The sequence below is a fragment of the Carnobacterium sp. TMP28 genome, from assembly GCF_047553015.1.
In the GTDB taxonomy this organism is placed as follows: domain Bacteria; phylum Bacillota; class Bacilli; order Lactobacillales; family Carnobacteriaceae; genus Carnobacterium_A.
In genome coordinates, this window is record NZ_CP180212.1 from 1,140,354 (window position 1) to 1,163,517 (window position 23,164).

A 23,164-nucleotide genomic window follows, 5' to 3' on the forward strand; every position below is an offset into this window, starting at 1 on the left:
ATTCTTTTTTCGATTTATAATGAAGATTTAGTCAGTTTAACAGCTGTTTCTAGAGCCAAAATCATCATGTCATTAAATGTTGTCTCGCGCTCTTTTGAAGTTGTTTCTTCTCCTGTAATTAAATGATCACTGATTGTTAAAATAGTTAGCGCTTTACGGTCATATTTAGCTGCTAAAGTATATAAACCTGCCGCTTCCATTTCAACAGCGAGCACACCATAATCTGCTAGTTTCTTTTTATCTAATTCTTCGTTATAAAAACGATCGGCTGATAAAACATTTCCCACTTTCATACTCATTCCTTTTTCCATTCCAATATCGTAAGCAGTTTTCAATAATTCAAAGTTTGCAAGTGGCGCAAAATCAACTTGATTATGGAACGTTTGACGGTTAATACCAGAATCAGTTGTTGCTCCTTGTGCTAAAACCACATCTCTTACTTTAATAGAATGTTTCATTCCTCCAGCAGTTCCAACTCTCATTAGGTTTTGAACGTTATACTTTGTTATTAATTCTTCTGCATAAATCATCATTGAAGGCAATCCCATTCCTGTTCCTTGTACAGAGATTCTTACACCTTTATACGTTCCAGTGTACCCGAACATGTTACGAACGCTATTGTATTGCTCAACATCTGTTAGAAATGTTTCCGCAATATATTTTGCACGTAACGGATCTCCTGGTAATAAAATTGTTTCAGCGATTTGATCTTCTGTTGCATCAATGTGTATACTCATTATTTATTCCTCCAATTTAATTTTCTTTTTCTAAATATCGTCCCCATGCTTCATCAAAAATAGACATTTCTGGTAAATAATCCCCATTTAATTCTAAGTAATGACTAATTTCCTGGTAATCTTCTGACTGTTTCGGAAAGCCAACGTCAAGATAAGCGTCATTCGCAAAAAAGGTAATCACATCTTTTTTGTGCGGATCTCTTTCTGTCATTAAGTAGTGATAAAATGAACTTCGCATAAATTCGTTGCGCTCCTTTTTTCATATTTTAAAGTGAATCAAAAGTACTTTAGTTTTTTTACTTATTTGGTAAAAAAACATTTAAACGAATGTCATCATTTTCTAAATCAATCTTATCTGCAGTAAAATGCATCCCATTTTTTAAATAAAATTCATTTAAGTTAAAAACAATGATTTCTTTTTTTGTATCAATAGCGACCCAATCTGGAACTTTCAATTGTGATTTAATTAAATTCATCGCGAAAGAGATAGGTAAGTCTAACGCACCAACTGAAATTCTAGTTGCTTTAAATTGCAAATTGCCATTTTCCATCACAAAAGGATCTAAAAATAACGAAAAGCCAACGTCACGATTAAATAATTGAAACGTTCCAGATAATTGAGCTTCTTGGTCTAAGATAAAATTAAAAGCTACTTGCTTGTTTGATAATTCTTCATCAATATAATTTGTAACCAATTGATTTAACTCTTCTTTGCTAGCTTGGATTTGAAAAGTTATTTCTTTTTTATCAGATTCAGTTATAGTCAAACTAGGTTCACCTTGAATAAAAGGTGTCAACTGACTAGATAACCAAATAAGGGTTCCCAACACGATGGATAATAGGAACAAAAATGACCATTTCCAATAATTAAGGCTGCTTTTTTTATTCTTTTCTTTCATATTAAAATCCTCTCCAGTAATCTCTCATTATTACTCAACTTAGTCTTTTTTATCCATGATAATACGATACAATTGTTCAGCGATCAATTGGTAACCTTTGTTGTTTGGATGAAATAAATCTTCCTCATATAACAAAGCACTCGTATCCGTTTTATCAGACGGATTCGTTAGATTAGAGATACTTGATTGCTCGCTAGTATTAAAAATCGTACTCAATGAAAGATAAGTTGCCTTATTTTCTTCGGCTATTTTTTTTGTGTCGTCATTCCATGTGCGTAAAATACTTTTCATTTCAGTTATTTCTGGAAATACAGCCTCGAAAGGATTATACAGACCGAAAACATAAATTTGTGCTTTTGGATTTTGACTCGTTATCTTTTTTAAAATAGTTGAAAGATTTTTTTTGAATTTTTCTTCTGGCTTAACAAAACTTTTTTGATTAATGTTCAGTTTTTCTTTTTTGAAGGTTTCAATGAGGTCATTTCCACCTGCCGTTAAAATAATAATATCAGCTTTTTTAATCTCTTTTTGAATATCTTTTTGCTGTTCTATTCTTTCTAAAATTTCATCACTTCGCTCACCAGTAACCCCGTAGTTTTTTGTTGTTACACTATCTATCCCACGTGTTTCTTCTAGTTTAGTTGCAATTAGAGGGACGTATCCTCCGTTTTTCGTGCTATCTCCTACACCCTTTGTTAATGAATCACCAATTGCTAAAAGATGGATGGCTTCTAATGCAGCTGGGCTTTTTTTAGGTGCTACTGTTTCGGTCTTACCGGTCATTACATTTAACCCTTGAAATACAATAAATGTGCCTAAAGCGACGATTAAACATGTGAATAAAAACGAACGAATAATTTTCATCTGATGATTCACCTCCACTAATGAATAAAATCATTTTTTATTTTACATAATAAATAATAGAAAATGCACCTGTTCCTGTATGAGTTGCGACACCTGGACTAGTGTGACTAATGGTCATTGGCGTATCTGGCATGGCGAGTTGAAAGCTTTCTTTCAGTTCGTTGGCGTAATCAAAATCACCAGCATATGAGAATGAAATTTCTGCTAAATTCTTTGTTTTCATGAGTGTTTCTTTAACGGTTTGATTGAATTTATTGATAGACTTCATTCCCCGGCACTTAACTCTAGTCTGTAAGCTGCCATCTACCATTTCTAACATTAATTTTACATCCATTAAATGAGAGACAATTCCCATTACACGGCTAATTCTGCCACCTTTAATTAGATTATCTAACGTTCGGATACAAATAAATAAACGCGTATGTTTTTTGACTCTTTCAATTTCAGCCAAAATAGCGATTTCATCAGCCCCACTTTTTGCTAATTTTGCCGCTTCAATAACCTGAAAAGAAAGACCACGATCAGTAAAGGTGCTATCCACAACGGTAACTTTTGTATTGGTCATTTCAGCAGCTTGTCTAGCTGTATTAACTGTTCCACTAAAAGCTTCCGTCATATGAATAGAAATAACTTCCCCACCGTTTTCGCCGAGTTTATCGTATAATTCAATAAATTTACCGAGTGGGGGTTGACTTGTTTTCGGTAGATGATCAGATTTCTCCATTAATTCCATAAACTCAACTTTTCCAATATCTACCCCATCAATATAGGTTATTCCATCAATTAAAATAGTTACTGGTAAAATGTGTATATTTAATGCTTTAATTTCATCTGAACTTAACTGGGCAGACGAATCAGTTACTATTGTTATTTTACTCATTTTATTTTTCCCATCTTTCTGCATACAATTTCTTTTATAACCGTGATATAATTAAAGCATCTTTTTTACTTTTTGTTCAAATCGTGTTTCTAATGGCTAATCGGTAGTACACATAAAATAGTATAACAGATTCTCGATTCTTCGTATACTTATCTGCAAAGGTTTTATCAGAGAATAACGTAAAATAGGAGGCCCACTTAATGAATGAAAAAAGCGCATCAAATCAAGTTCATTTTTCAAAAAGATACTTAATTATCAATGAAGTTTTCAATGCCATTACACATGGAATTGGTTTAGGTTTAAGTATTGCAGGTTTAGTGATTCTTTTGTATAAGGCTGCTAATAATGGAACAACAATTGAGCTATTTTCGTACATTGTCTATGGTTCGACGTTAATGTTACTTTATCTTTGTTCGACACTCTATCATAGTTTATCGTTTACACGTGCTCGAAAACTTTTTAAGGTCTTTGATCATATGAGTATTTTTCTCCTAATTGCAGGAACTTATACCCCTTATACTCTTATAACGATTGGTGGATCTTTAGGATGGACTCTTTTTGGTATCGTTTGGAGTATTGCCTTTATTGGAGTAATGTATAAAGCTCTATGGATCAATCACCTTCAAAAATATTCAACATGGTTGTATATTATGATGGGATGGATTTGTGTTTTTGCTTTAAAACCTATTTATATCGGCTTAGGATTTAATGGATTTTTATTATTGCTCTCAGGTGGACTTTCTTTTACAATAGGCGCTATTTTTTACAGTTTAAGAAATGTGCGATTTATGCATGTAGTTTGGCATTTATTCGTCTTGGCAGGAACCATTTTTATGTATTTTTCGATTCTATTTTACGTTTGATTTTTTTATAACCCGTACAAATAAAAACAGATTACTCAATTTTGAGCAATCTGTTTTTATTATTTTTTAGTAAACGTTTCAAAATCATGCGGGTATTTGTTGCGTTCATCTACCAACCCGATTTGAGAATCGGTTAGTTCCCATTTGTCCCAGTCAATCACCGGGATACATGTATCGCCCTCAAATTCAGCATGAATGACTGTCCGATACAAGCTATCTGCAAAAGGTAGGAAAGCTTCAAAAACAGCTGTTCCGCCAGTAATAAAGGTATCATTCTGGTAGTGTTCAGCAAAAGCCATTACCTCATCAACGCTGTGCATGACCATAACACCCTCTGCTTGGTACTTTTCGTCGGTGGTTAAAATAATGTTTACTCTATTGGGTAAAGGGCGTTTATTCATTCCTTCAAATGTCTTTCTACCCATCACAACAGCTTTTCCTTGCGTCATTTTTTTAAAATAGTTTAAATCATTTGGTAAGCTCCAAGGAAGGGTTCCTTGGTTTCCAATTAGTCCATTTTCGTCTTGTGCCCATAAAAATGCAATCATTTACATCCCTCATCTTTCTACTAGTTCTAAACAGCAATTGGAGCTTTGATACTTGGATGTGGCTGGTAATCTATTAATTGGATATCTTCCATTTCAAAATCAAAGATACTTGTTTTTTCAGTATTTAGTTTTAACTTAGGAAAGGCTTTAGGTTCTCTTGCTAGTTGTTTTGTCATTTGTTCCAAGTGGTTTGAATACAAATGTGCATCCCCTAGCGTATGGACAAACTCGCCTACTTCTAATCCTGTTTCATGAGCGATTAGGTGAGTTAATAAAGCATAGCTAGCAATATTAAATGGTACACCCAAGAAGATATCCGCACTTCTTTGGTACAACTGACAGCTTAATTTCCCATTTGCAACATAAAATTGAAAGAGTGTATGACAAGGAGGAAGGGCCACTGTTGGCACGTCTTCCGGGTTCCACGCTGTTACAATTAATCTTCTAGAATCAGGATTCTTTTTAATCATCTCAATAACATCTTTTAATTGATCGATTGTTTCTCCTTGTGATGTTTTCCAATTGCGCCACTGAGAGCCATAAACGTTGCCTAATTCTCCATATTGTCTGGCAAAGGACTTGTCTTCTAATACTCGCTGACAAAACAAATCCTTTTCAGATTCGTATACACGGTTGAATTCAGCATCCTCTGTCGCTCTTTGTCCGAAGTTAGTCATATCTGGACCTGAATAGTCTTTGCTCTTCACAAAGTGCTCAAAAGCCCATTCATCCCAAATGTGATTATTGTGTTGCAAAAGATAGCTGATATTCGTATCGCCTTTTATAAACCACAACAATTCACTTTTTATTAAGCCAAAAGGTACACGTTTTGTTGTCAATAAAGGAAACCCTTTTTGAAGATCGAATCGCATCTGATAGCCGAATAGGCTTTTCGTTCCTGTCCCCGTTCTATCTTGTTTTAATACACCTTCTAAAAGGACTTTTTCTCCTAAATTTAAATACTCCGTTTCCAAAATAATTCCTCCTGGATGTTTTAGTTGTTTTCAAATTGACTGAGGTATTCCCATCTTGTCATTTTCTCTTCAAGTGTTTTTTCAAAAGAGGAAAGTTTTTCTTGTAGTTCTTGTAAATACGCTGAGTTGCTTGAGTTCTCGCTCATTTCTTTTTGAACTGCTACAACTTTTGTATCCAAATCAAGCAATTCTTGCTCGATACTATCCCATTCTTTGCGTTCTAGGTAAGTAAATTTTTCTTTTACTTCCTCTTTTTCTCCTGCTTTTTTAGAATCGGTTGTCGCTTTATTTGAATCTTTATCAGAAGATTTTCTTTCTTGATAGTCCATCTTTTCTTCTTCTTCTTCAGCGATATAGTCTGTGATAGTCCCAAAATAAGGAATAACTTTTCCTTCTCCTTCAAAAATCAATAACTTATCTGCTGTTTTATCTAAGAAATAACGATCATGTGAGACGGAAATAACCGCACCAGGGAACGTTTCAATATAGTCTTCTAGGACAGTCAATGTCGCTATATCCAAGTCATTGGTTGGTTCATCTAGTAACAAGACATTTGGTTTTTGCATCAATAATTTTAATAAATACAGACGTCTTTTTTCTCCACCAGATAATTTGCCAATCAATGTACCATGGCTTGATTTTTCAAATAGAAATTGCTCTAACAAATTGGTTACACTAATGCGTTCACCATTTGATGTTTCTACTTCTTCACCGACTTCTTGTAAAAATGAAATCACTCGTTTTTTAGGATCCATTTCTTCAGTCATCTGTGTATAGTAAGCAACTTTTACAGTTTCTCCAATGACAAGTTCACCTGAATCTAACGTGATGCGTCCAGCAAGAACGTTTAATAACGTTGATTTCCCTGCACCATTTTTGCCACTGATACCGATTCGATCTTTCGCTTGAATCAATAAATTAAATTTTTCGATAATAGGGTGTCCAACAAATGTTAATGAAGCGTCTCTTAAATCAAAGACTCGTTTACCAATCCGTGAGCCTTCTAAGTTCATTTCAACTGAATCATCTACATTAGATTGTTGTAAGTTTTCTTCTAAATCAGAAAAACGATTGATTCTAGCCTGTTGCTTAGTTGAGCGGGCTTTAGCCCCCGTTCTCATCCAAGCTAACTCTTTAGTATATAATTGTTTTCTTTTATGATCTGCACGAATAGAGGCTTCTTGACGCTCAGCTCTAGCAATAATATAGCTTTCGTAGTTCCCAGAATACATGATGGCTTTGCCATGAGACAATTCAATCATACGGTTTGCGATGCGATCTAAGAAATAGCGGTCATGAGTGACTAAAAGTAACGCGCCACGATAAGCACTCAAATAATTTTCTAACCATGTGATGGTTTTAAAATCTAAATGGTTTGTTGGCTCGTCTAACACTAATAAATCAGGCTCTTGTATCAATACTTGCGCTAGACCAACTCGTTTTCTTTGTCCACCAGATAATGTGGCAATCGGTTGTTCTAAATCAATGACTCCTAATTTACTTAAAATGGTTTTAGCATTTGTTTCAGCTAACCATGCATCGTGATCATTCATAGCTTGTTCTGCTTTAGAATAAGCATTTTGATAGTTTTCATTCATAGCATCTAAGATCAAGTTTTCTAACGCTTTTTCGTAATTTCTCAATGCTACTAAGACAGGAGTATCTCCTTCGAAGATAGTATCAAAAACAGTTAGTTCTTCGTTGAATTCTTGTTCTTGCAACAAATAGCCCATTGTGTACCCTTTTGGTGTTTGAATCTCACCTTTTTCACCACTATCTTTTCCTGTGATGACATTCAATAAATTACTTTTACCAGTCCCATTTACTCCAATTAACCCAACTCGTTCTCCAGTTTGAATTGAAAAACTAATGTCATCAAATAGAACTTTTTCTCCGTATGTTTTTGTTAAATTAACGACTTTCATTTCTTTCATATTTAATCTCCACTTTCCCATAGTAAGCACGCATTTTTTTAATCTGTTTCATTTTAACACAAAAGCCACTTAGAGACTTCCTATTCTTTCAAATGTATTTCTTAAAATGAGATAAGTCTTCATAAATCAAATCCAAAAGTTTGCGATTATAAAAAATCGCAGCTGGATGAAAGGTCGCAAAAACACGGTAATTTTTTTGCGTGAAAGAAAAAGTAGAAGCATCAATTGAGTCTAATGAGAGTATTGGACCTTCATACATTTGACCGTGAACTTGCATGATTCTCGCTTGTTTACCGATTAAGCGTTGCAAACCACTATTGCCCATCGTTAAAATAATAGGTGGATTGATTGTTTTAATTTCACTATCTAATAATGGGGCATGAGCTATGATTTCTTTTTTAGTGGGTGGTCGATTGTATTTTCGGATAATTTTTTCGCCAGTTTTTTTATCTGTTTTTTCCTTTTCTATAAACGGACGACTTCTAAAAGTGCTTGTTATAAATACGTCTTCTCGAGTAACGTCTAAAAAATCAAAAAAGGTCATTAATTCTTTTCCAGCTCGTCCAGTAAATGGGATGCCATTCAGCGATTCCACTTTTCCAGGTGCTTCGCCTAATAATAGAAAACGTGGCTTCGCTGGGCCTACTCCTAATACGAAGCCTTCGACTGGAAAATTTTCACTTCTTTTTTTCACAAGTTCTATAAGAGACTTTGATAAAATTGTCTCCATATTTACCCCACCTTATCTATAAAGTTCGTTTAGTTGTTTTTTTGCTGCATAAAAAGGTAGCCCAAAAGAACAAACCTATCTTTTAGTTAACAATAGAACTTTATTAGATAAGAAATCTAAGATGAACAACTGTTGACGAAAGCGGTTAACATTCCTATAATGGAATTAAGGCCACTACTTTTTGTATCCTCTTTATTATTTATTACGCATAAGTTGGCTAGTTTTTGTCAAAAAAATGATTAAGGAGGACTGACAAATGGAAAAAGGAATTGTGAAATGGTTTAGCAATGAAAAGGGCTACGGTTTTATCGAATACGATGATCAAAATGATGTTTTTGTCCATTTTACAGGAATCGAAGGAGACGATGTCAAAACGTTGTCTGAAGGTCAATCCGTTTCGTTTAGAATCGTTGAAGGTACACGAGGTCCACAGGCCACAAGTGTTGTTGTTATAGAATCTCTTTAACCGCTTAAATAAACTTTCTATTTAAAAAAACGATAACCTCTTTTGGGGGTATCGTTTTTTACTCTTTAGACCGCTGTTCATTTTCTTCTACAGAGAGAGTGTTTTTCACTTCCAGTGTGGGTATCCATTCTTGAAGCAAGTGGACAACTATTTTTTTATTTTTTTTATTCAGATAAAGAACCAAAGGTTCCGCTAAAGGTTTTATTTCAAGTTTAACTAAACGATGATTTGAAAGAACCAATTGATTCACTGCTGATAAAGGATAGTTTTTCTTTTTCACTCCTCTAAAATAGTGAATAAAAAGAGTATTTTTTGTTACTTTTAGAGTGGATCCCATGCCAAAGTACAGAAATAAAACCCAAAAAACAACCCCAATAAAACTAAAAATAAAGCGCTGCTTTTCTAAAAAAAGAATCACACTTAAAAATAGCATTAACCAACAAATTGACCAGTAAATCAACTGAAATGCCGGATCTAAGGAAAGCCGGACTTTTGATGCTTTTACTTTATTCATTTTTCATCCTCAATTTCAAAATAGTTATTTTAAATGTATCATAGCATATGATTTTAAAAAAACAATTAATAAGCCGAAAGGACAAAAGATATGTTAAGAATGTATACAGATGCTTCAACTAAATCAAATCCTGGCCCAAGTGGCGTTGGTGTTATACTCATTGGTAATGGAATTCACATTCAATTATCTTTTCCTCTAGAAAAAGAGATGAGCAATCACCAAGCAGAGTTTGAAGCTGTTTTATCTGGTCTAAATTACTTAATTGCTAATCAATTAGTGCATCACGAATTAGTTATTTATTCAGATAGCAACATTGTTGTTTCCGCTATTGAACGCAATTATGTAAAAAATCCTCTTTTTAATGAGTACTTATTTTCTATTAACAAAAGACTAAAACTTTTTCCATCTTTTATGATTCAATGGATCTCAGAAACTCAAAATAAAGAAGCTGACCACTTTGCCCGCCAAGCTTTATATAAACGACTGAAAAGTGATTATTCTATCAAAAAAACGACAAAAAAAGAAGATTAAAAATCAATCTTCTTTGTCTCATTAAGATACTGTACTTAGTTACGCGGTGTACGTTTTGGACGTGTTCCCCAATATTGGAATAAATCCGTTCTTAGCGCACCGTTGTATAATTTACGTTTTTTAGTTGCTCGTTCTCCATAAAAAGATTCAAACGTTAAGTCACTTGTTATAATGTATTTACTCCATGTTTTTAATGGACGATATACTTGTCCCATTTGCTTGTAAAGTGCTTGTATCTCTTCTTCTTCACCTAATCGTTCACCATAAGGAGGATTAGCTAAGATAACACCATACTCTTTTTCAGTGGTAAAATCTTTTAATTGCATTTGTTTAAAGACAATACTGTCACCAACACCTGCTTCAATTGCATTTTGTTTAGCTATTTCAATCATTTTAGCATCAATATCTGAGCCCATGATATCCAATACAACATCATGTTTGATTGCAGCTCTAGCATCAGAACGAACAGTAGTAATAACGGCTGTATCGAACCATTCCCAATTTTCAAATGCAAAACCTCTACTAATTCCTGGTGCAATGTTGCGACCAATTAATGCGGCCTCAATAGGAATTGTCCCAGAACCACACACTGGATCATAAAACGGACGATCTTTGCGCCAAGTTGTTAGGGAAACCAAAGCTGCAGCCATATTTTCTTTCAATGGTGCGCCACCTTTTGCGATTCGGTATCCACGTTTAAATAAACTTGAACCTGTAGTATCTAAAGTCAAAGTAACTTTATCTTTTAGTAAAGCAACTTCTAATTGATACAATGCTCCTGTTTCAGGCAATCGTGTTTTTCTGTGATAAACTGCGCTCAAGCGATCTACGATCGCTTTTTTAACCAATGCTTGACAATCAGAGACACTATATAATGTAGATTTAATTGATTTTCCTGCAACAGGAAAATTAGCGTCCATCGGTAGTAAATCTTCCCATGGCAAAGCTTTAGTTTTTTCAAACAATTCATCGAACTCAACAGCTTCGAATTCACCAACGATAATCTTTACTCGATCAGCCGTTCTTAACCAGACATTTGTTTTTGCAATATCTTCTTCTGTTCCATTGAAAAATACTTTTCCATTTTCCACTTCACACTCGTAACCCATCGTACGTAATTCTTTTCCAACTAATGCTTCTATACCACTAGCGGCAGTTGCAACCAGTTTAAACTGCTTCATTTTATTTGCTCCAATTCTTGTTTGTTTGTTTTTTATACACATCAATAATAAATATAAAACCCTCCAAAAAGGAGGGTTTATACCTGAATTTGTAAATTTCTGTAAGCCATGTTCTGTCTCAGATAACCTGTCAGGGTCATATTATCCGGAGGTAATTATCTGTCTGCAATTACTGCCTCTTCCATCAGTTCAATTCCCTAGGAAAAGTGCCCCTACCAAAGTTTGGGTTGCTCGCTCGAGGGGTTTACCGCGTTCCACCAATGCCGTTTCCAACATTGCTTCGTCACTGTGGCACTTTCAAGAATACTCAGTCATAGCTCTAAAGAACCTTAGACTTTTTTTCTGCCGTCACTTTATCTAAAGATAAAGGCCTTAGCTTATTGTTTCGCTAAGCACGAACACTACAAGCATCGCAGCTTGTGCGAGCATGGACTTTCCTCAATCTAGTCAAGCTAGACTGCAATTACCCGAAATTTACAAATAGTTTTAAACGAATTCGTTAGTTATCTTGTTCATCTAGCTTAGATCCAAAAACATGTCGTTCTAAATTAGACAAACGCTTTAAAATATCAAAATTTGTTACAGTACTACTTGGTTGAGCTGAATAATCGGGTTTAGTTAAAGTAGCTTGTCTTGTTAATTCGTCTACTTTACTTAATAATCGTTCATTTTCAGCTTTTAACTGCGTAAGCTCTTTATTATATAATTCATAATCACGAATTACATCGTCTAAGTATTCATCTACTTGCGTAGGGTTATATCCTCGCAGACCCGTTTTAAACTCTTTTTGCAGAATATCTTTAGTCGTTAATATTTTATCTGCCATGACTACACCTCTTTTAACTTTCATTGATAATGCGGTATTATCGTTTAATGGCCTTAACGCCATTATAGCAAAGATAAGTAAAAATATAAACTACTATTTATTTAATTTATATTATCCGTTTTAAATCGGCTATTAAATGTATTTACTCCTTATTCTTCTATAGCGGTATTTTGTAGTTGATCAAAATCAATTAAGCGGCAATCGTACTCACTTGCTTCTTGCTTTTTTACAATAGCTTGATATAGCCATTTTGTTTTCCCTTCATTCTCCGGGTCATAAACCAACAGTGCTGCTTGAGTTTTTTGAAGCAAGAACGATTGATGATTTTTCAATTGACTTGGATCCTTATAGGGTTTATGAGAAACAGAGTCAACAAAGTCGACGGTTTCTTTTAATTTTATCAAAGCCAGTTGATTTTTTTCATTCCAATTTGAGCCGAATTGCGTAAAAGGAAAAATGATGCCTTGCTTTACTTCTGGATAATCGATCTTTAATTCTTCAACAACTTCAATTGTCCATTGCTCGACACCAAATTGTCCCGTAGTTAGTATCCATTGAACGCCTTCTTCGATATAAGCTTTGATTTCTTCCTTTAAGCACTTTTTTATAATAGCAATTTTTGGATCATCGTCTTTAAATATACCTAATTCAAACGATCGATAGCCACTAACTAATAAATTTATTGCCACGTAGTCTCATTCTCCTTTTCTTTCAAGTGTCGTATTTGATATAATGAACCACAGGAGTGTGATAGGTTTGGTTATAAAGTACCCTAATGGCACAAGTTACTCTCATGATGCCGAAAAAAATAGTAAAAAGCAATCAAAAAAGAAAGAGATGTCTTTTAGTAAAAGAGGAATGACTTTAGAAGAAGAAATAAACGAAAGCAACGCGTATTACCTTGCTCTTAGCAAAGCTGTCATACACAAAAAGCCAACTCCTGTGCAAATTGTTAAGGTTGATTATCCCAGGAGAAGCGCAGCGGTTATAAAGGAGGCCTATTTTCGTCAAGCATCAACCACTGACTATAATGGTGTTTATAATCGCTTTTACCTGGATTTTGAAGCGAAAGAAACAAAAAACAGCTTATCTTTTCCTTTGAAAAACTTTCATCAGCATCAAATTTCACACATGCAAGATTGCCTTAAGCAGTCGGCTATTTGTTTTGTCATTTTGCGCTTTTCATCTAGCAACAGACTCTTTCTTTTAGAAGCAAAAGAATTGATTGTTTATTGGGAAAACCAGGAAAAAAATGGTCGGAAATCTATCCCTCTAAAAGACCTTGAAAAAATAGGTTACGAGATGTATTATGGATTATCGCCACGAATTCCTTACCTCTCAATTGTTGATCAGTTGATTGCTAAAGAGGACGAATGAGAATAAGTAGGCAATAAGAAAAGGCTAATTGCTCTTCGCTAACGTATAGAAATAGAAATTTAAGGAGTAGAAAAATATATGTCAGAAAAAAAAGAAACTATGTCACGCGTCTCTAAAAAACAATCTGAACAGAAGAAAAACTCTAAACCAACAAAAAATAAGAAGCAGGTTTCTAAGATAACGGTTAAAAAAATTCTCTGGATTGCTTTAGCTTTTGTAGCAGCTATTTTTATAGGGAGTGCTGGTTTATTTGTTTATTACGTTAGTTCTGCACCTGATTTAACGGAAAAGGATATTACCGGTTCAATTTCATCTGATATTTTAGATGATAAAGGAGACGTTATTTATACTTTAGGAGGACAAAATCGTGAAATTGCTACTGAAGATCAAATTCCGCAAGTATTAAAAGATGCGATTATTTCTATTGAAGACCAACGTTTTTATAAACACAATGGAATTGATCCCATTCGGATTGTTGGTGCTGCACTAGCTAACGTAACTGGGGGTTTTGGTTCCCAAGGTGGAAGTACAATCACACAACAACTGATTAAGTTATCTGTTTTTTCTACAAATAAAGTCGATCAAACATTGAAAAGAAAAGCTCAAGAAGCCTGGTTAGCACTAAAATTAGAGCGTGATTATTCGAAAGAACAGATCCTTACCTTCTACATTAATAAAGTCTACATGTCTGATAATAATTATGGAATGAGTACGGCTAGCGATTATTATTATGGTAAAGAACTAAATGAAATAACTTTACCAGAAGCAGCAATGCTTGCTGGATTACCACAATCACCTAATACTTATAATCCCAAAACGAATCCTGAACAAGCTAAAAAAAGACGAGATTTAGTATTAGACATGATGGTAGAAAACAAAAAGTTATCTACTGAAGAAGCACAAAAAGCAAAAACTATTCCTGTTGAAGAGAACCTTGTTAGTCTTACCGAAGAAAAAGCAAACGAATTAGTTTTTGATTCTTATTTAAAAGAAGTTATTTCAGAAGTTGAAGAACAAACTAAATTGGATCCTCATACAGCTGGTTTACTAATTCAGACTAATTTAGATATGGATGCACAAAAAAGATTATTTGATATTCTAAACACAGATGAATACGTTAATTTCCCAGATCAAAATCTACAAGCGGCTGTATCTATGGTTGATGCTAAAACCGGACAATTAAAAGCAATTGGTGGCGGGAGAAACCAAGAAGTTCAACTGGGCACAAATCGTGCTGCGAATATGAATAGAAGTATTGGTTCCGCGATGAAACCTCTTTCTGTTTATGGTCCTGCAATAGAATATTTGAACTATTCTACCTATCAACAAGTCGTCGATGAACCTTATGACTATAAAAGTGGTGGCTCTCTTTATAACTATGATAGAAAATATTTAGGCCCGATTACTATGCGGAAAGCGATTATTGATTCGCGTAATCCTCCAGCTGCCAAAACTCTTCAAGAAGTAGGTTACGCTGATTCGACTTCTTTCTTAAAGAATGTAGGTATTGATCCAACTAAATGGAACAATAATGCTGGTTTAGTTGAATCTAATGCGATTGGTGGAGAGGTTACTCCAATTGAACTTTCAGCTGCTTATGCTGCTTTTTCAAACGGAGGAATATACACTAAACCCTACACAGTTTCAAAAATTACTCTTCAAGATGGTGAAGAAATTGATTTAACGCCAAAATCAAAGCAAGCTATGAAAGATTCAACCGCATATATGATTACAGATATTCTAAAAGATACGGTTAATTCCGGTTCGAACCAAAACTTGGTACCCATTGAAGGTGTACCACAAGCTGGTAAGACTGGAACAACTAACTACACTGATGAAGAAAAAGTAAAACACAATATCCCTGATGATGGCGTTCCAGATTCTTGGTTTAACGGGTATTCAAGCAATTACTCCATTGCCGTCTGGGTAGGATACGATAAAAAGTTCGAAGATGGAAATTGGTTGAGTACTAGTTCTCAACAACTGCCAAGAAAAATTTATCGCTCATTAATGTCTTATGTCTCTCAATCTGTTGAGAATACAGATTGGAAAAAACCTTCTTCCGTTGTAGAAGTTGCTGTAGAAGATGGATCAAATCCAGCAAAACTACCAGGACCGAATACACCTATTGAAAAAATTGTTAATGAATTATTTATTAGAGGAACACAACCAACTACTATCTCAACTACTTTTGGAGAAGAATTAAAGGCACCAAGTGGTTTGAAAGCTACCTATAATAAAGAAAAAGATGAAATAGCCATTAAATGGGAAAAATATAAGACTAACGATAAAAAAGAATCGATTATGTATATTTTAACCGTTGCTGGTCAAACAATTGAAACAAAAGACTTATCTTATATCGTTCAAAAACCTGCTGAAGGAGAAATTGAACTAACCTTATCTGTTAAAATTAAGGAACAGGATAGTCTAAAAGCAACGATAACTGTTACTGTCCCTAAAAAAGAGAAAGAGGAAGAAAAAGATAGCAGCTCCAAAGACAGTTCATCAGAAAGTTCGATGGAGAGTTTGATAGAAAGTTCTAAACCAGAGAGTAGCTCAGAAATCAGTTCTGAAAGTCAGTCTGAACTAGAAATTCAAAGTAGTGTAGAAAGTAGCTCTGCTAGTCAATCTTCGAAAAAACCAGTAACTAATTCTGCTAATTAAAATGTAGAATTTTTTATCATCAACTATAAAAATAGACTAAGTCATCTTTATATCTGAAGATGACTTAGTCTATTTTTTTAATCTTTACAGTTAGTTTAAGCCTACTAATTCTAAGCATATTCTATGGTCGTGGTTTCTAGCTGTGCATTGGTAGCGACCAAAAAAAATGAGTCTATGGTGAGCGATACTCCAGATTTCTATGGGCAACTTTTTCATTAATACTTCTTCTACTTCGCGAACAGAAGCATCCATAGAACAAATACCTAATCGCTTACTTACCCGTTCTACATGTGTATCAACTGCTATTGCTGGAACACCAAAAGCAACACTTAATACGACATTGGCAGATTTCCTACCAATACCAGGAAGAGATTCTAGTTCTTTTCTCGTACGAGGAACCTCACTGTTAAACTCTTCAACTAGTTTCTTACAACACCCTTTAATGTATTTCGATTTATTTCGGTACAAGCCGATTGTCTTTATTTTGTCCATAATATCCTCAATCGGTGCATTCATAAACGCTTCGGGAGTTGGATAGGTAGCAAATAGTAGTGGTGTAATTTTATTAACCGAAATATCAGTTGTTTGTGCACTTAACATCACAGAAATGAGTAGTTCAAATGGATTAGCGCTTATTAGTTCACATTCAGCATCTGGAAAAAGTTCGCCCATTGCTTCAATGCATTCAATTGTTTTTTTTTTACTAAGCACATTCAACCCTCCTTTTTATTTAGTTGAATCATTTAACCAATTGTGAAGGGGTACTTTCATCGTCGGTTTTTTTTCGGTTTGACGTTTGGTTTCTGGTTTATTTGTTTGTCTACGACTTTGTGCTTCTTTTTCTACTTGAGCTTTGGAGCGAATATTCTTTCGTTCCCAGTTTAATAATATTCGATCAACGTATTTTAAATTATAAACTTGACTTAGAACGGCCTCACGTAAAGCCATTTCAATTAATTCAGCAGAATAGTGATCATCATCTAACCACATTCCTATTGTTTGAATTTCAATTGGTGAAAGTGCTCGACCAAATTCAGATTCAAAACGTTGAAACAACTCTTTTTCATTTAATTCTTTTTCTTTATTTAGTCCCTTTTTTTTCGTTTGCACTAATAATAAGGCTAGTTTATCCCAGAGTAAAGCAAGACTATATTGATCATTTGTTTTTCCTTCAGCATTTTTTTCAGTTTCAATCGTTAGTACCTTCTTTTGAATTAAATCATGGATACCTTGAAAAACATCTGCGGATGAAATACCCATTCGTTTGGCAATTTCTTCTGTATCAGGAAAAAATATTCCGCTGTCTATAAATGACTTTAATTGCATTAACAAAACTAATTGTTCATTGGTTAAACCAATATCTCTATATTTTTTTAAAAGAATATTTGAAATAGTTGTATTACCAGCGACTAACCATTCTTTTAAAAGTTGATTGTCCATTTTATTTCTTCTCTCCTAACTCACGTTCATTTCGCCCTTTTTCTTAGCTAGAATAGGTACGTATTATCTGATAAAAGACAGTGACCTAAGAAAACTTAAGTCACTGCCTTTTTTAATTTATGGGTAAATACGGTTTAATAGACGTGGGAATGGAATAGATTCGCGGATATGTTCTGTGCCACAGATCCAAGTGACCGCTCTTTCTAATCCTAGTCCGAAACCAGAATGTGGTACTGAACCATACTTACGTAAATCTAAATACCAAGCATAATCTTCTTGAGTTAATCCAAATTCTTCTATGCGTTCGGTCAAGGCTTCAAAATCAACTTCACGCTCGCTACCGCCAATGATTTCTCCATAACCTTCAGGAGCAATTAAATCGGCACACAAGACGACATCATCACGATCTGGGTGTGGTTTCATATAGAAGGCTTTAATCGCTTTAGGGTAGTTCAAAATGAAGACTGGCTTATCAAATTGCTCAGCAATAAACGTTTCATGAGGTGAACCAAAATCATCGCCCCATTTAATCTCGTCAAAGCCATTTTTATTTAATAACACGATGGCATCATCGTAAGAAATTCTCGGGAATGGTAATTTAGTATAATTTTCTAAAACTTCTTTATCACGACCTAAGACACTCAGTGCATGATCACAATTGTCTAAAACACTTTGGATGATATAAGCAATGTATTTTTCTTGAACTTCTAGACTTTGCTCGTGATCCATGAAAGCCATCTCAGGCTCCATCATCCAAAATTCAATTAAATGGCGACGTGTTTTAGATTTTTCTGCACGGAAAGTTGGTCCAAAAGAAAATACTTTTCCAAAAGCCATAGCTGCAGCTTCCATATACAATTGGCCACTTTGTGATAAGAAAGCTTCTTCATCAAAATATTGCGTGTGAAACAACTCTGTTGAATCTTCTGCTGCATTAGCTGTTAAAATAGGTGGATCAATTTTAATAAATCCTTCTTCATTGAAGAATTTATAAGTTGCTAAAATAATTTCATTACGGATTTGCATAATAGCGTGTTGTCTCGTCGAACGTAACCATAAATGACGATGATCCATTAAAAATTCTGTTCCATGTTCTTTAGGTGTAATAGGGTAATCATGACTTTCACCAATCACTTCAATCGTTTTGACAACAATTTCATAGCCGAATTTTGAACGACTATCTTCTTGTATCGTACCGGTAATTGAAATAGATGTTTCTTGATTTAAGCCTTTTGCTAATTGAAAGACTTCTTCTTCCACTTCACTTTTCACTACAATGCCCTGGAAAAAGGCTGAACCATCACGCAATTGTAAAAAAGCTATTTTTCCACTTGAACGCTTATTCGCTACCCAAGCACCTATTGTAACTTCTTTGCCTACATAATCTTTAGATTCTATAATTGAAATTTTTTTCACAGTTCTAAACTCCTTCAATGTCAGATAAATTAGTTTAATTCTTCTAAATAATACACTATACTTTTTAAGTATAACTAAATTTAGATGAGTTAGCATTAAAAATCAATAAAATTTCTTAATTCTTTCATTTCTTTTCGTTGTTTGATTTAAATATTTTTAATGTCTTTAAGCCAGTTGCCTTCTTTAGCAGATAGAATATAATAACCTAACTTTCCATTATCTTGCTCATACGTTACTTCCCAAACAGGCACACCTTCTTCTAAACCAATACGAGTTTCTAATATTTTTTTAGGTTTCAGTTCTGTCCTAGCTATTTTCCTAGCGACACCTTCACTAATAAATTCACCTGGGTTTAAAACAACGACTTTTCCACCATCTTGTTCAACGATTACGATAATAGCTTCTTCTTTTTTATTCATACCTGAAACACTGAAATAAGATTTTTTATTGTTGTACCAGTAAAATTTTTCTACCGTTGTTAAATCTGTATTTTCTTTAGCAATAGTGATTGTTTCTTCTCTAGCTTGTCTAAAAGGTTGTCTACTTTTCATATAGATAAAAGTAGAAAAAATGATCACTCCTAGTACAATCACCAAGAGACTAATTAGGCCTTTTTTCATTTTCATCCCCACTTTAATTCGTTGTTTGTTTTATTGCCTACTCCTTATTCACTAAGAAATAAAGCAATTTTATTTTTAAGTTCTTCCCTTGAAACAATTTCTTTTGTTAACTTATCTGGTAAAGCGTTCATAATCTTGTTTCCATAAGAGGCTTTAACCAACCGATCATCTAAAACCACCATGATGCCTTTGTCCTCTTCTGAACGGATTAAACGCCCCAATCCTTGTTTCATCCTCAAAGTAGCTTTAGGAAGAGCGTCAACGATGAATGGATTCAATCCTTGTTCTTCTAACCAACGGTATTTTGCTTTAACTAGCGGTCGCTCAGGAGGCTCAAACGGTAAGCGGGTGACAACAATGACTTTTAATGACTTTCCTGGTAAATCGACACCTTCCCAAAAACTATCGGCTCCTAATAAAATCCCGCCAGTTGCATGAAAGAACCGTTTTAACATTCGGTCTCGACTACCTGAAATCCCTTGGGCTAATAATTCTCTTCCTAAAAGAGAGGGCTGTTGTTGAAGCAAATTGTAAACATCTTGTAAGGTTTCATTTGCCGTAAATAAAACAAGTATGTTCTCGTTGGTTGTTAAAGCTATTAATTCCAGATAGTCCACAACCATCTTAGCATAATGTTCTTTTGATAACTGTTTAATAGGTTTTAGGTCTGCTGGAATAAAAATCCTTGCTTGGTTTTTATAATCGTAAGGAGTGGCAATAGATAACTTGCGCAAATCAGATTCACCCAATTGATTTTCAAAATAGGTAAAGTCTGAATCAATAGACAGTGTTGCCCCAATATATAGAATCGATTCTTTTTTTTCTATTAAATATTTTTTTATAAACAGACTACTATCCATCACGGATTGTTTGATCATAAAACTATTCTTAGGGTTTTTCTGTTTAAACGAAAACCAAATCAGTTCATTCTGATTGGTCTTTTGGAATAGTCGACTAAAACTATTTTTTTGCTCTTCAATTTTAGTAAGTAACTCTAAAAAATCATCTAGTAAATATCTTTCTAGATAGGTGAACGATTCCCTTTGAGAAGAAGTTTGATGGATAATGTCGTATCCAAAAAATACTAAGTCATTTAATACGGTACTAATTTTTTTAGTCAGTTTTTTTAATTCTAAAGACCAGTTCTCTGTCTTAATAAACGGTAAATCTACTTGATCTGCAACACTCGTTGTCTCCATTAGTTCTTGTTGAGTATACAATAAGATCGCCTCAAAAAAGTCAGAGAGCGCTTCTTCTAATGTTAAGACACTCATTTCTACCAATCTGAGCTGTGACGGATTGATTGTCTTTATTTTCAAATTTAATTGATTCAGCTGGCTAATCATACTTTTATCATCAGAAAGTTTCCCAATTTTTTTTAGCAACTTTTGATTAGCATAATAAGAAAAACTATCACTGGCAGCCTCTGCTGCTACATCCGGTAAGTGATGCGCTTCGTCAAGGATAATTCGTTTTGAGTCTGGTAAAATAGGCTTTTCACGTTTCAAATCATGAAATAAAAAGGCATGATTTGTAATAATCATACTCGCATGCTTGATTTGTTCCTTTGCATGCAGGTAAAAATCTTGTTCGGAAAATGGATCCTGTGAATAATCGTCAGCCCATCCTCTATGGCGTACTTTTTCCCAAAAAGGCTGCAAATAATTGGTTAAGTTCAGTTCATCAATGTCTCCTGTGACTGTTTGAGTTAGCCAAGTCAATGTACGCATCTTTAAAAGAGTATCGGTTAAATTCTCATGTGGCTCATTTAAAACTTCTTTAAATTTAGATAAGTGCAAGTAATGGTGTTTACTTTTTACAATAGCTGCATGTACTGTGAACGGCAGAATTGAATTTAATTGGACAATATCTTTTTCAATTAGTTGTTTTTGTAAAAGCGTCGTGTAGGTACTAATAATAACTGGATTATCAGGCGTTGCTAAATAGGATAAAGGCACTAAATAGCCCAACGTCTTACCGATTCCAGTAGCTGCTTCGATAGCAAAATGCCCTGAACGAGACTCAAAAAAATACTGATAAACTTCATCCATTAAGGTGTTTTGTAAAGTCCGAATAGTTAAGTGATTAAGAAACAATGCTTCTTTATCGATAGGATTGATTGGGTAAACGGATTGAACACGATGGGAATTTTGCTCTATGTCCACCTGTTTTTTACGCAAAGCTAACCCTTTTTTAACGAGTATTGTTTCAGGTAATAGTGGGTGTTCATCACGCATCTCACTTAATGTATCTTTGAAAAACAAGTTCGTATTCATCGTACAATGCTCAGCTAATTCAATCAATTTTTCAATGGTTATTAAGGGGAACTGTTTTAATTTTTTTTTCAACGCTAAAAATAATTCTGCAGTGACGTAAGCATCGCTATCCGCTTGATGAGGATTTTGATGTGAAAATTTAAATGTCGCCGCTAAATCGTTTAGACGAAAACTAGGCTCTGTAGGTAAGATAATCTGAGCGAGTTCTACTGTATCGATACCTTTATTTCTCAGCGAAGGCATCCCACATCGTTTAAACTCTTCATTTAAAAAACCATAGTCAAATTGAATATTGTGTGCAACAAAAATACACCCTTCTAATAAATTAAATAGTGTTGGAGCAACATCTTCGAAATAAGGCGCATTCGCGATTGCTTGATTTGTAATGCCTGTTAATAATTCAATTTTTTTAGGTATATTCACTAAAGGATTAATATCAACAGCAAATTGCTGAACAATTCTATCTTCTTCTATTAATACACAGCCAAATTGAATGATACGATCTCCATTTGCTACGTTGCCCCCAGTTGTTTCAATATCGACAACTGCGTATGTACTTTTTTCCTTCACTTTAGTCACCTAATTCTCATTCTTAATAATAAATCTCTTCGTCCATCATACTATGAACCACTAAAAAACACAAAAAAACTACAACCTTTTATAGTCGTAGTTTTTTATCTGTTTATTTACCTGGATATACTTCTTGGGCTGTTTTGTTTGGATCAATCACTACAAATAAATGTCCGTCTTCAGAAATAAGTCCTGTTTGGTATTCATTGTCGTTTCCATCAACATCACCAGCTAGGTATGGGAAATAAACTCGATCTTTTTCATTTATTTCAGTGGCATCTTTATCATTTGGTACAGCATAAAGAATATCCATTTTTTCAATATCCGGTTGTTTTGTGATTCTTTCGAACATTCCTAGCTCTAAACCACCTAGATTAATATCTGCAGAGTTTACTTGATCTGCATTTGGCAGGATTTCAATTTTTAAAGATTCACAAGGATAAATCTCTTCTAATTCACCGTCTCCAATACGACCAAAGCTCTTACTGATTTGTTTAATCCATAAATCACCAATATATTCTTTTTTAATTGTCCATGTTTCACCATTGCGTAAGTAGAATTTTAATGCAGTGACTTCTTTTTTCATCATTATCTCTCCTTTATTTATGATTGTACTCTTTGAACACTTCCATTTTATCATAAACCAAATGAAAAGAAAACGTTTCTGTTATTCGACTGTGATTTAATTCACAATTTCTTTGCTATTTAATAAATGACGTTATCTGTAGATTAGCTTAAATATATTTTTTAAAAAAACTTATCTGTTAATAAATGAGATTCTTCTTCTTTTAAAATGAGTAAACTTCTTTCTAATTTAAAGAAATTAGTATCAAAACTTAGACAAATACAGTTAA

24 protein-coding genes and 1 other RNA gene are annotated in these 23,164 nt (G+C 34.1%); 5 read left to right on the forward strand and 20 right to left on the reverse strand.

The genetic code is table 11. From position 1 onward, the window contains the following. Positions 1-14: 14 nt before the first annotated feature. Genes deoD through ACMHYH_RS05480 form a run of 5 tightly spaced genes read right to left on the reverse strand, consistent with a single transcriptional unit; the run spans position 15 to position 3,380 of the window. Positions 15-737 (reverse strand): purine-nucleoside phosphorylase, encoded by a 723-nt coding sequence (gene deoD / locus ACMHYH_RS05460; protein WP_414838413.1) that lies wholly within the window; start codon positions 735-737, stop codon positions 15-17. 16 nt (positions 738-753) lie between these two features. Further along, positions 754-975, reverse strand: coding sequence for a YozE family protein (locus tag ACMHYH_RS05465; protein WP_414838414.1), 222 nt, complete (start codon positions 973-975; stop codon positions 754-756). Positions 976-1,033: 58 nt separating this feature from the next. Then, complete coding sequence (locus tag ACMHYH_RS05470) at positions 1,034-1,636, reverse strand: YpmS family protein (protein WP_414838415.1); 603 nt, start codon at positions 1,634-1,636, stop codon at positions 1,034-1,036. A 39-nt stretch (positions 1,637-1,675) separates the two neighbouring features. Then, positions 1,676-2,500 (reverse strand): SGNH/GDSL hydrolase family protein, encoded by an 825-nt coding sequence (locus ACMHYH_RS05475; protein WP_414838416.1) that lies wholly within the window; start codon positions 2,498-2,500, stop codon positions 1,676-1,678. Between the two features lie 37 nt (positions 2,501-2,537). Then, positions 2,538-3,380, reverse strand: coding sequence for a DegV family protein (locus tag ACMHYH_RS05480; RefSeq protein ID WP_414838417.1), 843 nt, complete (start codon positions 3,378-3,380; stop codon positions 2,538-2,540). 200 nt (positions 3,381-3,580) lie between these two features. Here ACMHYH_RS05480 and trhA point away from each other — a divergent pair, with 200 nt between their 5' ends. After that, the gene (gene trhA / locus ACMHYH_RS05485) at positions 3,581-4,243 is read left to right on the forward strand and encodes a PAQR family membrane homeostasis protein TrhA (RefSeq protein WP_414838418.1); all 663 of its coding nucleotides are present in this window, start codon (positions 3,581-3,583) and stop codon (positions 4,241-4,243) included. Positions 4,244-4,302: 59 nt separating this feature from the next. On the opposite strand, the gene ACMHYH_RS05490 is transcribed toward trhA, so the two are convergent. The 4 genes from ACMHYH_RS05490 to ACMHYH_RS05505 form a co-directional block, all read right to left on the reverse strand. Then, entirely contained in the window at positions 4,303-4,791 is a 489-nt protein-coding gene (locus ACMHYH_RS05490) for a dihydrofolate reductase (protein ID WP_414838419.1), read from the reverse strand. A 26-nt stretch (positions 4,792-4,817) separates the two neighbouring features. Continuing rightward, complete coding sequence (locus tag ACMHYH_RS05495; RefSeq protein WP_414838420.1) at positions 4,818-5,765, reverse strand: thymidylate synthase; 948 nt, start codon at positions 5,763-5,765, stop codon at positions 4,818-4,820. Between the two features lie 20 nt (positions 5,766-5,785). Next, on the reverse strand, positions 5,786-7,699 hold the full coding sequence (locus ACMHYH_RS05500; protein ID WP_414838421.1) for an ABC-F family ATP-binding cassette domain-containing protein: 1,914 nt from the start codon (positions 7,697-7,699) through the stop codon (positions 5,786-5,788). Positions 7,700-7,787: 88 nt separating this feature from the next. Beyond that, the gene (locus ACMHYH_RS05505) at positions 7,788-8,429 is read right to left on the reverse strand and encodes a uracil-DNA glycosylase (RefSeq protein ID WP_414838422.1); all 642 of its coding nucleotides are present in this window, start codon (positions 8,427-8,429) and stop codon (positions 7,788-7,790) included. Positions 8,430-8,685: 256 nt separating this feature from the next. Here ACMHYH_RS05505 and ACMHYH_RS05510 point away from each other — a divergent pair, with 256 nt between their 5' ends. Beyond that, on the forward strand, positions 8,686-8,895 hold the full coding sequence (locus ACMHYH_RS05510; protein ID WP_414838423.1) for a cold-shock protein: 210 nt from the start codon (positions 8,686-8,688) through the stop codon (positions 8,893-8,895). A gap of 58 nt (positions 8,896-8,953) precedes the next feature. Here ACMHYH_RS05510 and ACMHYH_RS05515 read toward each other — a convergent pair whose 3' ends face one another. After that, complete coding sequence (locus ACMHYH_RS05515) at positions 8,954-9,409, reverse strand: EbsA family protein (RefSeq protein WP_414838424.1); 456 nt, start codon at positions 9,407-9,409, stop codon at positions 8,954-8,956. Positions 9,410-9,499: 90 nt separating this feature from the next. On the opposite strand from ACMHYH_RS05515, the gene ACMHYH_RS05520 reads away from it, so the two are divergent. Then, a complete protein-coding gene (locus ACMHYH_RS05520; protein WP_414838425.1) occupies positions 9,500-9,940 on the forward strand; it encodes a ribonuclease HI family protein in 441 nt (146 codons plus the stop codon). A 35-nt stretch (positions 9,941-9,975) separates the two neighbouring features. Here ACMHYH_RS05520 and ACMHYH_RS05525 read toward each other — a convergent pair whose 3' ends face one another. The 4 genes from ACMHYH_RS05525 to ACMHYH_RS05540 all read right to left on the reverse strand — a co-directional run bounded on the left by ACMHYH_RS05525 (position 9,976) and on the right by ACMHYH_RS05540 (position 12,636). Next, positions 9,976-11,121 carry a THUMP domain-containing class I SAM-dependent RNA methyltransferase gene (locus tag ACMHYH_RS05525; protein ID WP_414838426.1) on the reverse strand — a complete coding sequence of 382 codons (1,146 nt, stop codon included), beginning with the start codon at positions 11,119-11,121 and terminating at the stop codon, positions 9,976-9,978. A gap of 97 nt (positions 11,122-11,218) precedes the next feature. After that, positions 11,219-11,596, reverse strand: an RNA gene (gene rnpB, locus ACMHYH_RS05530) — RNase P RNA component class B. A gap of 24 nt (positions 11,597-11,620) precedes the next feature. Continuing rightward, positions 11,621-11,947: a cell division regulator GpsB gene (gene gpsB / locus ACMHYH_RS05535; protein ID WP_414840353.1), complete on the reverse strand. Its 327-nt coding sequence runs from the start codon at positions 11,945-11,947 to the stop codon at positions 11,621-11,623. 149 nt (positions 11,948-12,096) lie between these two features. Further along, on the reverse strand, positions 12,097-12,636 hold the full coding sequence (locus tag ACMHYH_RS05540; RefSeq protein WP_414838427.1) for a DUF1273 domain-containing protein: 540 nt from the start codon (positions 12,634-12,636) through the stop codon (positions 12,097-12,099). Positions 12,637-12,703: 67 nt separating this feature from the next. On the opposite strand from ACMHYH_RS05540, the gene recU reads away from it, so the two are divergent. Further along, the gene (recU, locus tag ACMHYH_RS05545; protein WP_414838428.1) at positions 12,704-13,324 is read left to right on the forward strand and encodes a Holliday junction resolvase RecU; all 621 of its coding nucleotides are present in this window, start codon (positions 12,704-12,706) and stop codon (positions 13,322-13,324) included. Positions 13,325-13,402: 78 nt separating this feature from the next. Next, on the forward strand, positions 13,403-15,988 hold the full coding sequence (locus tag ACMHYH_RS05550) for a PBP1A family penicillin-binding protein (protein ID WP_414838429.1): 2,586 nt from the start codon (positions 13,403-13,405) through the stop codon (positions 15,986-15,988). 90 nt (positions 15,989-16,078) lie between these two features. On the opposite strand, the gene nth is transcribed toward ACMHYH_RS05550, so the two are convergent. The 6 genes from nth to ACMHYH_RS05580 all read right to left on the reverse strand — a co-directional run bounded on the left by nth (position 16,079) and on the right by ACMHYH_RS05580 (position 22,896). After that, positions 16,079-16,699: an endonuclease III gene (gene nth, locus ACMHYH_RS05555; protein ID WP_414838430.1), complete on the reverse strand. Its 621-nt coding sequence runs from the start codon at positions 16,697-16,699 to the stop codon at positions 16,079-16,081. A gap of 15 nt (positions 16,700-16,714) precedes the next feature. Further along, positions 16,715-17,428 (reverse strand): DnaD domain protein, encoded by a 714-nt coding sequence (locus ACMHYH_RS05560; RefSeq protein WP_414838431.1) that lies wholly within the window; start codon positions 17,426-17,428, stop codon positions 16,715-16,717. A 117-nt stretch (positions 17,429-17,545) separates the two neighbouring features. Continuing rightward, positions 17,546-18,844: an asparagine--tRNA ligase gene (gene asnS / locus ACMHYH_RS05565; protein ID WP_414838432.1), complete on the reverse strand. Its 1,299-nt coding sequence runs from the start codon at positions 18,842-18,844 to the stop codon at positions 17,546-17,548. Between the two features lie 146 nt (positions 18,845-18,990). Beyond that, a complete protein-coding gene (locus tag ACMHYH_RS05570) occupies positions 18,991-19,395 on the reverse strand; it encodes a DUF5590 domain-containing protein (RefSeq protein WP_414838433.1) in 405 nt (134 codons plus the stop codon). A 113-nt stretch (positions 19,396-19,508) separates the two neighbouring features. Next, entirely contained in the window at positions 19,509-22,319 is a 2,811-nt protein-coding gene (dinG, locus tag ACMHYH_RS05575) for an ATP-dependent DNA helicase DinG (RefSeq protein WP_414838434.1), read from the reverse strand. A 103-nt stretch (positions 22,320-22,422) separates the two neighbouring features. Further along, a complete protein-coding gene (locus ACMHYH_RS05580) occupies positions 22,423-22,896 on the reverse strand; it encodes a hypothetical protein (protein WP_414838435.1) in 474 nt (157 codons plus the stop codon). Positions 22,897-23,164: the final 268 nt, after the last annotated feature.

What these genes read in the sequence shown, in the direction of transcription:
- ACMHYH_RS05500 (WP_414838421.1), bottom strand. Translation starts at nt 7,699, where the DNA reads ATGAAAGAAATGAAAGTCGTTAATTTAACAAAAACATACGGAGAAAAA.
- ACMHYH_RS05475 (WP_414838416.1), bottom strand. Translation starts at nt 2,500, where the DNA reads ATGAAAATTATTCGTTCGTTTTTATTCACATGTTTAATCGTCGCTTTA.
- ACMHYH_RS05470 (WP_414838415.1), bottom strand. Translation starts at nt 1,636, where the DNA reads ATGAAAGAAAAGAATAAAAAAAGCAGCCTTAATTATTGGAAATGGTCA.
- ACMHYH_RS05515 (WP_414838424.1), bottom strand. Translation starts at nt 9,409, where the DNA reads ATGAATAAAGTAAAAGCATCAAAAGTCCGGCTTTCCTTAGATCCGGCA.
- ACMHYH_RS05520 (WP_414838425.1), top strand. Translation starts at nt 9,500, where the DNA reads ATGTTAAGAATGTATACAGATGCTTCAACTAAATCAAATCCTGGCCCA.
- ACMHYH_RS05525 (WP_414838426.1), bottom strand. Translation starts at nt 11,121, where the DNA reads ATGAAGCAGTTTAAACTGGTTGCAACTGCCGCTAGTGGTATAGAAGCA.
- gpsB (WP_414840353.1), bottom strand. Translation starts at nt 11,947, where the DNA reads ATGGCAGATAAAATATTAACGACTAAAGATATTCTGCAAAAAGAGTTT.
- ACMHYH_RS05490 (WP_414838419.1), bottom strand. Translation starts at nt 4,791, where the DNA reads ATGATTGCATTTTTATGGGCACAAGACGAAAATGGACTAATTGGAAAC.
- ACMHYH_RS05580 (WP_414838435.1), bottom strand. Translation starts at nt 22,896, where the DNA reads ATGAAAAAAGAAGTCACTGCATTAAAATTCTACTTACGCAATGGTGAA.
- ACMHYH_RS05505 (WP_414838422.1), bottom strand. Translation starts at nt 8,429, where the DNA reads ATGGAGACAATTTTATCAAAGTCTCTTATAGAACTTGTGAAAAAAAGA.
- deoD (WP_414838413.1), bottom strand. Translation starts at nt 737, where the DNA reads ATGAGTATACACATTGATGCAACAGAAGATCAAATCGCTGAAACAATT.
- ACMHYH_RS05560 (WP_414838431.1), bottom strand. Translation starts at nt 17,428, where the DNA reads ATGGACAATCAACTTTTAAAAGAATGGTTAGTCGCTGGTAATACAACT.
- ACMHYH_RS05570 (WP_414838433.1), bottom strand. Translation starts at nt 19,395, where the DNA reads ATGAAAAGTAGACAACCTTTTAGACAAGCTAGAGAAGAAACAATCACT.
- trhA (WP_414838418.1), top strand. Translation starts at nt 3,581, where the DNA reads ATGAATGAAAAAAGCGCATCAAATCAAGTTCATTTTTCAAAAAGATAC.
- ACMHYH_RS05465 (WP_414838414.1), bottom strand. Translation starts at nt 975, where the DNA reads ATGCGAAGTTCATTTTATCACTACTTAATGACAGAAAGAGATCCGCAC.
- ACMHYH_RS05480 (WP_414838417.1), bottom strand. Translation starts at nt 3,380, where the DNA reads ATGAGTAAAATAACAATAGTAACTGATTCGTCTGCCCAGTTAAGTTCA.
- ACMHYH_RS05510 (WP_414838423.1), top strand. Translation starts at nt 8,686, where the DNA reads ATGGAAAAAGGAATTGTGAAATGGTTTAGCAATGAAAAGGGCTACGGT.
- ACMHYH_RS05550 (WP_414838429.1), top strand. Translation starts at nt 13,403, where the DNA reads ATGTCAGAAAAAAAAGAAACTATGTCACGCGTCTCTAAAAAACAATCT.